At 71.5% G+C, this 14,116-nt stretch carries 15 protein-coding genes; 11 read left to right on the top strand and 4 right to left on the bottom strand.

Annotated elements, in window-relative coordinates; translation table 11 throughout:
- Positions 1-20: 20 nt before the first annotated feature.
- The 8 genes from glmS (at position 21) to JX005_RS15235 (ending at position 6,874) form a co-directional block, all read left to right on the top strand.
- Positions 21-1,871, top strand: coding sequence for a glutamine--fructose-6-phosphate transaminase (isomerizing) (gene glmS, locus JX005_RS15200; protein WP_214468438.1), 1,851 nt, complete (start codon positions 21-23; stop codon positions 1,869-1,871).
- Between the two features lie 75 nt (positions 1,872-1,946).
- Entirely contained in the window at positions 1,947-2,339 is a 393-nt protein-coding gene (locus tag JX005_RS15205) for a holo-ACP synthase (protein WP_214468439.1), read from the top strand.
- Positions 2,336-3,460: an alanine racemase gene (gene alr / locus JX005_RS15210; RefSeq protein ID WP_214468440.1), complete on the top strand. Its 1,125-nt coding sequence runs from the start codon at positions 2,336-2,338 to the stop codon at positions 3,458-3,460. Before JX005_RS15205 ends, alr begins: the two co-directional genes overlap by 4 nt.
- 104 nt (positions 3,461-3,564) lie before the next feature.
- Positions 3,565-4,014, top strand: a complete 450-nt coding sequence (tsaE, locus tag JX005_RS15215) for a tRNA (adenosine(37)-N6)-threonylcarbamoyltransferase complex ATPase subunit type 1 TsaE (protein ID WP_214468466.1) — start codon at positions 3,565-3,567, stop codon at positions 4,012-4,014.
- Between the two features lie 46 nt (positions 4,015-4,060).
- Positions 4,061-4,717 carry a tRNA (adenosine(37)-N6)-threonylcarbamoyltransferase complex dimerization subunit type 1 TsaB gene (gene tsaB / locus JX005_RS15220; RefSeq protein WP_214468441.1) on the top strand — a complete coding sequence of 219 codons (657 nt, stop codon included), beginning with the start codon at positions 4,061-4,063 and terminating at the stop codon, positions 4,715-4,717.
- A complete protein-coding gene (gene rimI / locus JX005_RS15225; protein WP_214468442.1) occupies positions 4,714-5,211 on the top strand; it encodes a ribosomal protein S18-alanine N-acetyltransferase in 498 nt (165 codons plus the stop codon). Before tsaB ends, rimI begins: the two co-directional genes overlap by 4 nt.
- Positions 5,208-6,320, top strand: a complete 1,113-nt coding sequence (gene tsaD / locus JX005_RS15230) for a tRNA (adenosine(37)-N6)-threonylcarbamoyltransferase complex transferase subunit TsaD (protein ID WP_214468443.1) — start codon at positions 5,208-5,210, stop codon at positions 6,318-6,320. The genes rimI and tsaD overlap by 4 nt, the downstream gene beginning before the upstream one ends.
- On the top strand, positions 6,317-6,874 hold the full coding sequence (locus JX005_RS15235; RefSeq protein ID WP_307858613.1) for a DUF4190 domain-containing protein: 558 nt from the start codon (positions 6,317-6,319) through the stop codon (positions 6,872-6,874). The genes tsaD and JX005_RS15235 overlap by 4 nt, the downstream gene beginning before the upstream one ends.
- Here the strand turns inward: JX005_RS15235 and JX005_RS15240 are convergent.
- A complete protein-coding gene (locus JX005_RS15240; RefSeq protein ID WP_214468444.1) occupies positions 6,864-8,057 on the bottom strand; it encodes a THUMP-like domain-containing protein in 1,194 nt (397 codons plus the stop codon). The genes JX005_RS15235 and JX005_RS15240 overlap by 11 nt on opposite strands.
- Before the next feature lie 146 nt (positions 8,058-8,203).
- On the opposite strand from JX005_RS15240, the gene groES reads away from it, so the two are divergent.
- Together groES and rarD are read left to right on the top strand one after the other, a co-directional pair.
- On the top strand, positions 8,204-8,500 hold the full coding sequence (groES, locus tag JX005_RS15245) for a co-chaperone GroES (protein ID WP_017203655.1): 297 nt from the start codon (positions 8,204-8,206) through the stop codon (positions 8,498-8,500).
- Positions 8,501-8,664: 164 nt separating this feature from the next.
- Complete coding sequence (rarD, locus tag JX005_RS15250; RefSeq protein WP_214468468.1) at positions 8,665-9,588, top strand: EamA family transporter RarD; 924 nt, start codon at positions 8,665-8,667, stop codon at positions 9,586-9,588.
- Positions 9,589-9,594: 6 nt separating this feature from the next.
- On the opposite strand, the gene JX005_RS15255 is transcribed toward rarD, so the two are convergent.
- Genes JX005_RS15255 through JX005_RS15265 form a run of 3 tightly spaced genes read right to left on the bottom strand, consistent with a single transcriptional unit; the run spans position 9,595 to position 12,459 of the window.
- Positions 9,595-9,927, bottom strand: coding sequence for a metal-sensitive transcriptional regulator (locus JX005_RS15255; protein ID WP_307858614.1), 333 nt, complete (start codon positions 9,925-9,927; stop codon positions 9,595-9,597).
- Positions 9,911-12,247, bottom strand: coding sequence for a heavy metal translocating P-type ATPase (locus JX005_RS15260; protein WP_214468445.1), 2,337 nt, complete (start codon positions 12,245-12,247; stop codon positions 9,911-9,913). Before JX005_RS15260 ends, JX005_RS15255 begins: the two co-directional genes overlap by 17 nt.
- Positions 12,247-12,459, bottom strand: coding sequence for a heavy-metal-associated domain-containing protein (locus JX005_RS15265; protein WP_214468446.1), 213 nt, complete (start codon positions 12,457-12,459; stop codon positions 12,247-12,249). The genes JX005_RS15260 and JX005_RS15265 overlap by 1 nt, the downstream gene beginning before the upstream one ends.
- 262 nt (positions 12,460-12,721) lie before the next feature.
- On the opposite strand from JX005_RS15265, the gene JX005_RS15270 reads away from it, so the two are divergent.
- The gene (locus tag JX005_RS15270) at positions 12,722-14,011 is read left to right on the top strand and encodes an ABC transporter substrate-binding protein (protein ID WP_214468447.1); all 1,290 of its coding nucleotides are present in this window, start codon (positions 12,722-12,724) and stop codon (positions 14,009-14,011) included.
- The last annotated feature ends 105 nt before the right edge of the window (positions 14,012-14,116 follow it).

Here is a 14,116-nt window from a genome sequence, read left to right on the forward strand (position 1 = left end):
CTCCGCCTACCATTGGAGGCATGTGTGGAATCGTCGGATACGTGGGCCCGCGCCCGAGCCAGTCCATCCTGCTCGCCGGCCTCGCCCGCCTGGAGTACCGCGGCTACGACTCGGCCGGCGTCGCCGTGATCGACGCGGATGGCGACCTCGGCATGCGCAAGCGCGCCGGCAAGCTGAGCATCCTGCGCGACGACCTGACCGCGGTCCCGCTCGCCGACGGCACGACCGGCATCGGGCACACCCGCTGGGCCACCCACGGCGGCCCCACTGACGACAACGCGCACCCGCACCTGGCCGATGACGACAAGCTCGCCGTGATCCACAACGGCATCATCGAGAACTTCTCCGAGCTCAAGGGCGAGCTCCTCGCGGAGGGCTACGCGTTCCGCAGCGAGACCGACACCGAGGTCGCCGCCGTGCTGCTCGGCCGCGAGTACCGCCGCACAGGCGACCTCGTCACGGCGTTCCGCGCGGTCGTCTCGCGCCTCGAGGGTGCGTTCACGCTGCTCGCGATGCATAAGGATCAGCCGGGCCTCGTCGTCGGCGCCCGCCGCAACTCCCCGCTCGTCATCGGTCTTGGCGAGGGCGAGAACTTCCTCGGCTCCGACGTCGCCGCCTTCGTCGAGCACACGCGCAACGCCCTTGCGATCGGCCAGGACCAGATCGTGGCCATCACCCCCGGCGGCGTCGAGGTCACCGACTTCGACGGCAACGCGGTCGAGGTCGAGCCGTTCGAGGTCACCTGGGACGCCTCCGCCGCTGACAAGGGCGGCTGGTCGTCGTTCATGGCCAAGGAGGTCTCGGAAGAGCCCGAGGCCGTCGCCAACACCCTGCGCGGGCGCCTGCGCGACGGCGAGGTCGTCATCCCCGAGCTCGACGGTCTCGACGAGCTGTTCTCGGGCATCTCCCGCATCATCGTCATCGCGTGCGGCACCGCCGCGTACGCCGGACAGGTCGGCAAGTACGCCATCGAGCAGTGGACCCGCGTCCCCGTCGACGTCGAGCTCGCCCACGAGTTCCGCTACCGCGACCCGGTGATCGGGCCCGACACCCTCGTCGTCTCGATCAGCCAGTCCGGCGAGACCATGGACACCCTGATGGCCGTCAAGTACGCACGCGAGCACGGTGCCAAGACGCTGTCCATCTGCAACACGCAAGGCGCGACCATCCCCCGCGAGTCCGACGCCATCGTCTACACCCACGCCGGACCCGAGGTCGCCGTGGCGTCGACGAAGGCGTTCGTGGCCCAGATCACCGCGCTCTACCTGATGGGCCTGCACATCGGCCGCATCCGCGGCGTCGTCTCGCCGGCGGACGCCGCCGCCCACGTCGCCGAACTCGAGGCGATCCCCGCCAAGATCTCGCAGATCCTCGAGCGGGAGCAGCCCCGCATCGAGCAGTTCGCCCATTGGATGGCAGACACGCGCTCGGTGCTCTTCCTCGGTCGCCACGTCGGGTACCCGATCGCGCTCGAGGGCGCGCTCAAGCTCAAGGAGCTCGCGTACATCCACGCCGAGGGCTTCGCCGCCGGCGAGCTCAAGCACGGTCCGATCGCCCTCATCGAGCCCGGCCAGCCCGTGTTCGTGATCGTGCCGTCGCCGCGCAAGTCGGCCGAGATGCACAAGAAGGTCGTCTCGAGCATCGAGGAGATCCGCGCGCGCGGCGCTCGCGTCATCGCGATCGCCGAAGAGGGCGACGCCGCCGTCCTGCCCAAGGCCGACGAGGTGCTGCGCATCCCGCTGGCCGGCCCGCTGTTCGAGCCCCTGCTGGCGGTCGTTCCCCTGCACATCTTCGCGATGGGCCTGGCGACCGCCAAGGGCCTCGACGTCGACCAGCCCCGCAACCTCGCGAAGTCGGTCACGGTCGAGTAGGAGGCGCCGCGAGGCGTCCGCGCGCACCGCGATAGGGTGACGGATGCCGCGACCGCGGCGTGACGGGAGAGTTTCGTGATCGTCGGGATCGGCGTCGACCTGGTCGACATCGCCCGCTTCGAGCGCACGCTGGAGCGGACTCCGCGGCTCGTGGAGCGACTGTTCTCGGTGAAGGAGCGCGAGCTCAAGCCCCGCTCGCTCGCCGCCCGGTATGCCGCGAAGGAGGCGCTCATCAAGGCCCTCGGCGGCTCGGACGGCGTGCACTGGACCGAGATCGAGATCACGCCCGAGGCGTCCGGCCGGCCGTGGTTCACGCTGAGCGGCACGACGGCGGAGGCCGTCGCCGACCGGGGCATCACGGCGCTGCACCTGACGATGTCGCACGACGCCGGGTTCGCGATCGCCTACGTGATGGCGGAGTCGTCGGGCACGGGGGAGTCGTCGGGCATGGGGGAGGAGGCGCGATGACCAGGCTTCCCGCGGGCGTACTGCGCGAGGCGACCATCGACGTCGGCGCGATCGAAGACAACGTGCGCCATCTGCGCCGGCTGACCGAGTCCGAGATCATCGCGGTCGTGAAGGCCGACGGGTACGGTCACGGCGCCGTGCGCTCGGCGGTGGCCGCCCTCGCGGGGGGCGCGACCCGGCTCGGCGTCGCCGACATCGCCGAGGCGATCGCTCTGCGCCGCGCCGGCATCGACGCGCCGATCGTCGCCTGGCTGCACGCCCCCGGCACGTCGTTCGCCGAAGCGGCCTCGCTCGGCATCGAGCTCGGCATCTCGAGCTTCGAGCAGCTGCTCGCGGCGGCGGCCGCGGCATCCGCTGATCGTCCCGTGGCTGTGCACCTCAAGCTCGAGACCGGGCTCTCCCGCAACGGCATCGCCCCGAGCGATCAGCGCATCGTGTTCGCCGAGGCGGCACGGCTCGAGCGCATCGGCCGGCTGCGCGTCGTGGCGCTCTTCAGCCATCTCTCCAACGCTTCTGCAGACGACGATCGCGCGGCGCTGCGCGCCTTCGAGGACGGCGTGGCCCTGGCGGCGTCGCTCGGGCTCGCACCCCGGCTGCGCCACCTGGCCGCGACCCACGCCGCGATCGACCTGCCCGAGACGCGGCTCGGGTGCGTCCGCATCGGGATCGGCATGTACGGCCTCTCGCCGTTCGACGGCCGCAGCTCCGCCGACCTCGGACTGCGGCCCGCCATGACGCTGCGCGGCGCCGTCGCGGCCGTGCGTCGCGTGCCGGCGGGCACGGGCGTCTCGTACGGCTACGACTTCCGCGCCCCGCGTGACACGACCCTCGCGCTCGTGCCCCTCGGGTACGCCGACGGCGTCCCGCGCCAGGCGTCCGGGGCAGGACCCGTGACCATCGGCGGACGCCGCTTCGAGGTCGCGGGCCGCATCGCGATGGACCAGTTCGTCGTCGACGTCAGCGACAGCCCGGTGTCGGTGGGCGACGAGGTCGTGCTCTTCGGCGACCCCACGCTGGGTGCTCCCGCCGCCGACGACTGGGCGGCCGCGGCGGGCACGATCAACTACGAGATCGTCACGCGGATCGGTCCGCGGGTCATGCGTCGCCAGGTCTCCGCGTGACCGGGAAGGACCACGACGCGTCCGGCGTTCCCCCTCATGTGGAACAGGCGCTCACCGGACTCGACACCCTCCTCGGCACACGTGAGATCGTCTCGCCCCAGGCGATGGAGCAGCTGGGCGAGCAGATCGGGCGGATGCTGCGCCCCGGCGACCTCGTCGTGCTCACCGGTCCGCTCGGCGCGGGCAAGACCACGCTGACCCGCGGAATCGCGCGCGGGCTCGACGTGCGCGGTCCGGTGCAGAGCCCGACGTTCGTGCTCGCCCGCACGCACCCCTCGCTCGTCGGCGGAACGCCGCTCGTCCACGTCGACGCGTACCGCCTCGGCTCGCCCGCCGAGCTCGACGACCTCGACATCGACTTCGACCGCTCGGCCGTCATCGTCGAGTGGGGACGCGGCATGGTCGACGGCCTGCGCGATGCGTGGTGGGAGATCGAGCTGGACCGCGAGTGGCACGGCCGCGGCATCGACACCGCGTGCGGCACCTCGACGCGCGTGGCCGAGGACCTCGACGCCGACACCCCGCGCAGCGTGACGATCAGCCGCAGGCCGTAGGGTCCGCCCCGCCGACGGCACGTGCGTCGCCGACTACCCTGGGAGGGTGATCCTCGGCATCGACACGTCCCTCGGCTCGGCCGTTGCCGTCGTCGAACCGGACGGCGTCGTGAGGTCTCAGGTCGAGAGCACCGACCCCCGCGGCCACGCCGAAGTCATCGGCGTGCTGATCCAGCAGGCGCTGGCCGAGGCATCCGTCACCGCAGCCGACATCACGCACGTCGCCGCCGGAATGGGCCCCGGTCCCTTCACCGGCCTCCGCGTGGGCATCGCCGCCGCCCGGACGTTCGCTCTCGGGCGCGGGATCCCCGTCGTGCCGGTCGTGAGCCACGACGCGGTCGCCCTCGAGCTGCTTCTGCACGACGCCCTCACCGGTGGCCTCGACGGCGAGGACGAGCCGTTCGCCGTCGTCACCGACGCGCGCCGGCGCGAGTTCGCGTACTCGGTGTACGGCGGGCTCGACGACGACGGGCTGCCGATCCGGATCGCCGAGCCCGCGCTCGCCCCCCGCGACGACCTCGACGCCGTGCTGATCCGCGACGGGATCCTGCGGCGCGACGCCGATCGTGTGCCCGGTGCGATCCTCGCCCTGTGCGCGGCACGCGCGCTCGCCGCGGACCGCGTGATCGGCCCGGCGGACGCGCTGTACCTGCGCTCGCCTGACGTCACGCTCCCCGGTGCACCGAAGCGGGTCGGCATATGACGCTGCGCGCAGCCGTGCTCGCGGACCTCGACGCGATCATGTCGCTGGAACGCGCGTCGTTTCCCACCGACGCCTGGTCCGACGCCATGATGCGGGAGGAGATCGGCTCACCGCACGGCTGGTACGTCGTCGACGAAGAGGCCGGGCGGCTGGTCGGCTACGCCGGTCTGCGAGCCGTGCGCGGGGCGCAGGACGCCGACGTGCAGACGATCACGATCGCCGAGGGATCCCGCGGGCGCGGGCGAGGACGCACGCTTCTGCGCGCCCTCGTGGCCGAGGCCGCGGACCGCGGCGTGCGGGACGTGTTCCTCGAGGTGCGCGCCGACAACCCGGTGGCTCAGGCGCTCTACGCCTCCGAGGGCTTCCTGGAGGTCGGCCGCCGGCCGCGCTACTACCAGCCCGACGACGTGGACGCCGTCGTCATGAAGCTCGACGTGCGCGGCTGGGCTGCGCGGGATGCCGCGTCCGTCGACGATGCGGGAGTGTGCACGTGAACCGGTCCGAGCCGCTGATCCTCGGCATCGAGACGAGCTGCGACGAGACGGGCATCGGCATCGTCCGGGGCCGCACGCTGCTGTCGAACACGATCGCCAGCTCGATGGACGAGCACGCCCGTTATGGCGGCGTCGTTCCGGAGGTGGCCGCTCGCGCCCACCTCGAGGCCCTCGAGCCGGCGATCCAGGCCGCGCTCGCCGAGTCGGGCGTCGCGCTGTCCGACATCGACGCGGTCGCCGTCACGTCCGGTCCCGGCCTGGCGGGCGCCCTCATGGTCGGCGTCGGTGCGGCCAAGGCCCTGGCGGTGTCGCTCGACCGGCCGCTCTACGCCGTGAACCATCTGGTTGGCCACATCGCCGCCGACATCCTGGATCTCGATACACCGGCTTCGCGGGCACTCGATCCGGCGGAGGACAAGGGCGGCGCGCCGCTCGAGTACCCCACGGTGGCGCTGCTGGTGAGCGGCGGCCACACGTCGCTGCTGCTCGTGCGCGACCTCACCAGCGACGTCGTGCTCCTCGGCGAGACGATGGACGACGCGGCGGGGGAGGCGTTCGACAAGGTCGCGCGGCTGCTCGGGCTGCCGTACCCCGGCGGTCCGGAGATCGATCGGGCCGCGGCATCCGGCGATCCCGACGCCATCCGCTTCCCCCGCGGGCTCTCTCGCCAGAGCGACATGGCCGGTCACCGCTACGACTTCTCGTTCTCGGGCCTCAAGACCGCAGTCGCGCGCTGGGTGGAGCAGCGCGAAGCCGCAGGCGGGCCGATCCCCGTGGCGGACGTCGCCGCGAGCTTCCGCGAGGCCGTCGTGGACGTGCTCGTGACCAAGGCGCTCGCCGCGTGCCGCGACCACGGCGTGCCGCGACTGCTGCTCGGCGGCGGCGTCATCGCCAACCGCCGCCTGCGCGACGTGGCGCTCGAGCGCGCGGCGGCCGAGGGTGTCACGGTGCGCATCCCGCCGCTGTCGCTGTGCACCGACAACGGGGCGATGATCGCCGCGCTCGCCGCCGAGCTGGTCATGTCCGGACGCCCGCCGTCGACCCTCGAATTCGGGGCCGACTCGACCCTGCCGGTGACGGAGATCCAGGTGGCGGAGGCGGTCGCGTGAGCGACGACGAGCGGATGCCGCGCCCCGCCGATCCCGCTCCCACCCCGCAGATCCCGCCGACGCCGCAGACGCCGCAGACGCCGCCGATTCCGGCGCCCGCGCCGCCGATCCCGCCGACGCCTGCGGTCGAGCCGCCGTCGCCGGACGTCGCGCTCGCGGACGAGGCATCCCCTCTCCCCGGCGCACATCGCGGGGGCTTCCTGCGACTGCCGACGGCGCCGGTCGACGTGACGTCGCAGTCGGCGCCCACGGAGCCGGGCACGGACGAGCCGGCGGTGACCGCGCAGTGGCTCATGCCGCCCACCGCTCCGCCGCATCGCGGACTGGCGGCGTGGGCGCTCGCCTCGTCGATCGCCGGGCTGGTCGTGTCGCTCTTCGTCGGCTGGGGATTCCCCATCGGCATCGTCGGCGTGGTCACCGCCATCCTGGCGCTGCGCCGGCCGCTGGAGAGCCGTGCGGTCGCGATATGGGCGCTGGTGCTCGGCGCCGTGTCGATCCTCTACAGCGCCGGCTGGCTTTTCTACGCGGCAGCGCAGGCGTCGATCATCGGCTGACGCGGTCGGCGAGCACGGCGAGCCGCCGGCTGCCGATGCGCGTGAGGAAGAGCGTCGCCTCGCGATCGCCGCGCAGCGTGAGCTTCTTGCGGAACTGCGCCGGATCGACGTCGACGCCGCGCTTCTTGATCTCGAGCCGTCCGATGCCGCGCTCGCGCAGGGCGGCGTTGATGGTCGGGATCTTGGCGGGCATCGCCTCGTCGACGCGGAAGGTCGTCACGAAGGGGCTCGTCAGCGCGGCGTCCGACGTCAGATAGGCGATGTGCGGGTCGAGCATGCCGGCCTCGAGCGAGCGAGCGATGTCGCCGATGAGCCGCGCACGGATGACCGCACCGTCGGGCTCGTGCAGGAACGCCCCCAGCTCGCGTGCGGGCTCATCCGGCGCATCCGCGGCGCCGGTCAGCTCGTGAGCCTCGTCGCCGCGCAGCACCAGCGCGGCCCGCCGCACGCCCTCGCGGGCGAGGCGCTTCGACCACAGGACGAGCTCCACGGTGGATCCGTCGGCGCTCACCCACTGCGCCTCGACCTCATCGGGAATGAGCTCGCGGTCGAGCCCGGGCCCGAGCTTGATGCCGGCGGGGAGGCGTGACGCGAGGTCGAACGCCCACTCCAGCGACGGCGACCAGTCCTCGGGGCGGGTGCGCTGGGTCTCGGAGTGGCCGGCGGTGCGTCGCGCGGGGTCGAGCCACACCGCGTCGACGCCGCTGAGGTCGGCCTCCTCGGCTGTGCCGTGCGTCACGGTGACGGTGTCGCCGAAGGGGGCGAGGTTGTAGGCGGCGATCGCGGCCGTGACCTCGTCGGCGTCCACGGCGCTCACGCCCAGTCCGAGTCCGGCGAGCCCGAGCGCATCCCCGCCGATGCCGCAGCCGAGATCGGCGACGCGGGTGATGCCGGCAGCGCGGAACCGCCCGGCGTGGCGGGCGGCGATGGACAGCCGCGTGGCCTGCTCCAGCCCGGCGCGGGTGAACAGCATGCGGTCGGCGAAGGCGCCGAACTTCGCCGACGCGCGGGCGCGCAGTCGGGACTGCGTCACGACGGCGGAGACGAGGTCGGGGGAGTGTCCTTCCCTGCGCAGCCGGGTGACGGTCCGCGCGACGTCATCGGCCGACTCGACCGCCGGAAGCGCGTCGAGCAGGCGCAGTCCTTCCGGCGTCAGCAGCGCGGTCAGTTCGGCCATCTCCACCGGGCCAGCCTATGTGGCCGCCACACGACGTCACGCGGCTGGCACTCACGTTGCGAGAGTGCCAGCGCATCCCTAGACTTGTCGTTAGCACTCTCAGCATGCGGGTGCTAACGAGTCTTCAGTCTCAAGGAAAGAAGAGGTAGACCGTGTCGGTTTCCATCAAGCCGCTCGAGGACCGCATCGTCATCAAGCAGGTCGAGGCCGAGCAGACCACCGCGAGTGGCCTCGTCATCCCCGACACCGCCAAGGAGAAGCCCCAGGAGGGTGAAGTCGTCGCCGTCGGCCCCGGCCGCATCGACGACAACGGCAACCGCGTCCCGCTCGACGTCGCCGTCGGCGACCGCGTGCTCTACAGCAAGTACGGCGGAACCGAGGTCAAGTTCGGTGCGGACGAGTTCCTCGTCCTGTCGGCTCGCGACGTCCTGGCGGTCGTCGTCCGCTGAGATCGCGTACACCGCGTACTGAGAGGGTCGGATGCTTCGGCATCCGGCCCTCTCGTCGCGTCTAGGGTGGACAGGTGAACCGCGACGAGTCGACCCCCACTCCCGCACCCGACAGCGCCACCGACCTCGGCACCGCCGCCACCACGACCGCGGGCATCTCTGTCGTGAAGCAGTCCGCGCAGGGCGCCGAACTGGCGCGCCAGCACACACTCGGCGGCATCTACGCGTTCGCGGCCTATCTGCTGTGGGGGTTCCTGCCGCTCTACTTCCTGCTGCTCGCACCGACCGGTCCGTGGGAGCTCGTGGCGTGGCGCATCCTGCTCTCGCTCGTCTTCTGCGTGCTGCTGCTCGCCGTCACCCGCACGTGGTCGCGCCTGGGTGCGATCTTCCGGCAGCCGCGCATCCTCGGACTGACCGCCCTCGCCGGCGGACTCATCTACATCAACTGGCAGGTCTTCATCATCGGTGCGCTCACCGGCCACGTGATCGAGACCAGCCTCGGCTACTTCATCAACCCGATCGCGACCGTGCTGCTGGCCGTGCTGGTGCTGCGCGAGCGCCTGCGTCTGACGCAGTGGATCGCGATCGGCATCGCCGCCCTGGCGGTGCTCGTCATCATCGTCGGGTACGGGTCCTTCCCGTGGATCGCCCTCACGCTCGCGGCGAGCTTCAGCGTGTACGGCCTGGTGAAGAAGCGCGTGGGGCCTGTCGTCGACGCGGTGAGCGGGCTCACCCTCGAGTCGATGTGGCTCATTCCGGTCGCGGGAGTGATCCTGATCGTCGTGAACGCCACCACCGGCATCACCATGGGCACGTCGGGAGGGCTGCACGCCCTGTGGCTGAGCCTCGTCGGCGTGGTCACCGCCGTGCCCCTGCTGTTCTTCGCCGCCGGCGCCAGGCGCGCGTCGCTCACCGTGATCGGCCTGCTGCAGTTCATCGCGCCGATCCTGCAGTTCATCACCGGCGCGTGGATCCTTCAGGAGCCGATGCCGTTCGAGCGCTGGATCGGCTTCGGCCTGGTCTGGGTGGCGCTGACCATCCTGACCGTGGATTCGATCGTTCACGCCCGCCGGACGCGCGCGTCCTGAACGGCGTCAGCGAACGAGGCGGGCGATCGCCTGAGTCGCCTCGGTGATCTTGGCGTCGGCCTCGGCGCCGCCCAGACGCGCGGCATCCACGACGCAGTGACGCAGGTGGTCGTCGAGCAGTCCGACCGCGACGGCCTCCAGCGCGCTCGTGAGCGCGCTGATCTGGGTGAGGATGTCGATGCAGTACTTCTCGTCTTCGACCATCTTGTGGATGCCGCGGGCCTGGCCCTCGATGCGCCGAAGGCGGTTGAGGTACTTGTCCTTGTCGGTGATGTAGCCGTGGTGGGAGTGGTCGGACTCCGCGACGACGGCGGCGGTCAGGTCAGGCGTGGTGGTCACTGGGCACCTCCGGGTGCGTGGCGGGGGAATCGAGGGAAGCGGATGCCGCGGCGGCACCCGCGCGGCTGCGGAACGTCCGCAGCCGCAGGCTGTTGCCGACCACGAAGACGCTCGACAGCGCCATCGCCCCGCCGGCGATCATCGGGTTGAGGAGTCCGAGAGCGGCGAGCGGGATGGCCGCCACGTTGTAGGCGAAGGCCCAGAACAGGTTGACCTTGATCGTGCCGAGGGTCGCCCGGGAGAGGCGGATCGCGTCTGCCGCGCTGCGCAGGTCGCCGCGCACCAGGGTGATGTCGGAGGCCTCGATCGCGGCATCCGTCCCCGTGCCCATGGCGAGACCGAGGTCTGCCTGCGCGAGTGCCGCGGCGTCGTTGACGCCGTCGCCGACCATCGCGACCACGCGCCCCTCGTTCTGCAGCTGCGTGACGACGGCCACCTTGTCCTGTGGCAGCACCTCGGCGATGACCTGGTCGATGCCGACCTCGTCGGCGACGGCGCGCGCAACGGCGGCGTTGTCGCCGGTGAGCAGCACCGTCCGCAGGCCGAGCGCCCGCAGCTGGGCCACGGCCTCGCGGCTCGTCGGCTTCACCTGATCGGCGACGACGAGCACGCCGCGGGCCTCGCCGTCCCACGCCACGAGCACCGCGGAGCGCCCGGACGCCTCGGCCGCGCGCTTCGCCGCGGCGAGCTCTGGGGGCAGGCTCAGCGCCCAGTCGATGAGCAGGGACTCGCGTCCGACGATGACCGCGCGGCCGTCGACGACGCCGGTCACGCCCTTGCCGGCGACGTTCTGGAACGAATCGACCGACGGCAGCTCGCCCGCCTCGTCGCGTGCGCCCCGGGCGATCGCGTGGGCGATCGGATGCTCGGACGCGTCTTCGAGCGCACCGGCCACCCGCAGGAGCTCGGTGCGGTCGGTGCCCGCCGCCGCCGTCACGTCGACCAGGGCCATGCGGCCCCGGGTGACCGTGCCGGTCTTGTCGAGCACGACGGTGTCGACCCTCCGGGTCGACTCCAGCACCTCGGGACCCTTGATGAGGATGCCGAGCTGGGCGCCGCGCCCGGTGCCGACGAGCAGGGCCGTCGGTGTGGCCAGACCGAGCGCACACGGGCACGCGATGATCAGCACCGCGACGGCGGCGCTGAAGGCCATGGCGGCGTCGTTGCCGAGCGCCAGCCAGGTGACGAGCGTCGCGATCGCGATCAGCAGCACGATCGGCACGAAGATGCCCGAGAGGCGATCGGCGAGGCGCTGCACCTCGGCCTTGCCGGACTGCGCCTGCTCGACCAGTCGCGCCATCTGGGCGAGCTGGGTGTCGTCGCCCACGCGCGTCGCGCGGACGACCAGGCGACCTCCGGCGTTCACGGTGGCTCCGGTGACGGCGTCTGCCGGCCCGACCTCGACCGGTACGGACTCGCCGGTCACCATCGACGCATCGACCGCGGAGGTTCCCGAGACGACCACGCCGTCGGTGGCGATCTTCTCGCCCGGGCGCACGACGAACTCCTCGCCCACCCGGAGGTCGGCGATCGGGATGCGCACTTCGGCGACCGCGCCACCGGGGCCTGGGCGGAGGGCGGCGACATCCTTCGCGCCCATCTCGAGCAGGGCGCGGAGTGCTGCCCCTGCCCGCCGCTTGGAGCGCACCTCGAAGTAGCGCCCGGCGAGTACGAACATCGTGACGCCCGCCGCGACCTCGAGGTAGATGTTCGCCGTGCCGTCACCCGGGCGGACCGTCCACTCGAACGCATGCGTCATGCCGGGCATGCCGGCTCCGCCGAGGAACAGCGCGTAGAGCGACCACGCGAACGCGGCGGACACGCCGAGCGAGATGAGGGTGTCCATCGTCGCGGCGCCGTGGCGCAGGTTGACCCACGCCGCGCGGTGGAACGGCCAGGCGCCCCACACGACGACCGGGGCGGCGAGGGCGAGCGACGCCCACTGCCAGTACGTGAACTGCAGGACCGGGATCATCGCGAGCAGGATGACCGGCACCGCGAGCACGATCGACCCGACGAGGCGCTGCCGGAGGCCGGTCAGCTCGGCGTCGGGCCGGTCGTGCTCGTCGTCGTCGCCGGCGGACGCCGGCGAGGCCGGGAGCACGGCCGTGTACCCGGTCTTCTCGACCTCGTCGATGAGCGTCTGCGGGTCGAGCGTGAGCGGGCCGTGCACGGTCGCCTTCTCGGTCGCATAGTTGACGGATGCCTCGACCCCGTCGATGCGGTTCAGCCGCTTCTCGATGCGGTTGGCGCAGGACGCGCACGTCATGCCGCCGATCTCGAGCTCGATGCGCGCGCCCGCGGCGGGCGTGGAGGTCATCAGGCGCGCGCCGCCTCGTAGCCGGCCTCGTCGACGGCGGCGAACACGTCGTCGTCGGACAGCGGGGCGATGGACCCGACGACCAGCGTGCCGGAGGCCGCGTCGACCGCGATTGTCTCGACGCCGGCGATCTTCGAGACCTCGCCGCGCACTGCGGCCTCGCAGTGGCCGCACGTCATGCCGGTCACCGTGTATGCGGTCGTCTGAGTCATGGGTGGTCGCCTTTCGCGGAGGTGGGGAAGGATACCCGGGAGGGGTACATAGGACTCCATCATATACCGGCCAGGGGTATCACGGACGCGTTGGAGGGTTCTCGCTCACATCCCGGATCGGCGGCCAGGCACCGGGGTCGCCGCTGATGCGTTACACATCGTTAACGAATGGCAACATTGCGGAGCGCTTCGGATGGTTAGGTTAGGGACACTGGGTCGGCCCCCGAGCCGTTCCCGATGTTCATCCACAGCAAGGAGCAACATGAGCGTCTTCACCCGCTCGCGCAAGTCCGCCCTCCTGGGCGTCGCTGCGCTCGCCGGCGCCAGCGCCCTCGTCCTCGCCGGCTGCGCCGGTGGCGGAACCGGAGGAGGAGAGACCAGCGCCCCTCCCACCGAGGAGCGCGACCTCACCCTCAAGATCGGCACGATCCTGCCCCAGACGGGCAACCTGTCGTTCCTCGGCCCGCCCGAGGAGGCCGGTGTCGGTCTCGCCGCCGCCGACGTCAACGAGGCGTCCGGCGACACGGGCCTCACCATCGACGACATCGTCTGGGGTGACTCCGGCGACACCGACAACAAGGCGTACGCGACCACCATCCAGACCCTCATCTCCGAGGGAGTCTCCGCCGCGATCGGCGCCGCCTCGTCGGGCGTGACGAAGCTGTTCCTCGACGACGCCGTCGCCTCGGGCATGATCGTCTTCTCCCCGGCGAACACGTCGCTCGACTTCACGTCGTGGGACGACGACGGCCTCTACTGGCGTACGGCTCCGTCCGACACGCTCCAGGGCGAGGTGCTCGGCAACGTCGTGGCCGAAGACGGCCACGAGAACGTCGCAGTCCTCTACCTCAACGACTCGTACGGCACGGGCCTGAACGCGGTCTTCCAGGAGACGTTCACGGGCGCCGGCGGCACCATCGTCGAGGAGCAGTCCTACAACACCGGTGACACGTCGTTCGACGCGCAGATCAGCGCGCTGATGGCCTCGAACCCCGACGCCATCGTGCTGATCACGTTCGACGAGATCTTCACCATCGGCCCGGCGCTGCTGTCCGCGGGCTACCCCGCCGAGCAGCTGTACCTGGTCGACGGAAACCTGAAGAACTTCGGCGCCGACTCGAACTGGCCCGCCGACGTGAGCATGGAAGGCGCGAAGGGCACCACGCCCGCCGGCCCGCTCGAGGCCGACACCTCCTTCCAGGACCGCCTCAACGAGTGGTGGACGGGCGAGGGCAACAGCGACCTGACCGACTTCTCGTACGCCAACGAGTCGTACGACGCGGTCGTCCTGCTCGCGCTCGCGTCGCTTGCGGCCAACTCCACGGAGCCGGCTGAGATCGCCGGAGCGCTCCAGGAGGTCTCGGGTGGTTCGGGCGAGGGCGAGAAGTGCGACAACTACGCCGACTGCGCCGCGATCATCCTCGGTGGCGGCACGGCGGACTACGACGGCTTCTCCGGTCCGATCACCTTCGACGAGAACGGCGACCCGACCGAAGCCACGGTCGGCGTCTTCCAGTACGGCGCTGACAACAACTTCGAGCGCATCGGCTGAGTCGAACCCATCACGTGAGAGGGCCCCGGAGCGATCCGGGGCCCTTTCCCGTGCCGCCGGTGAGGCCCGTGCGGCAGCGCCGGGACGCGAACAGCACAAAAGAGG

Origin of the sequence: Microbacterium flavescens (genome assembly GCF_018588945.1) — a bacterium.
GTDB lineage: Bacteria > Actinomycetota > Actinomycetes > Actinomycetales > Microbacteriaceae > Microbacterium > Microbacterium flavescens.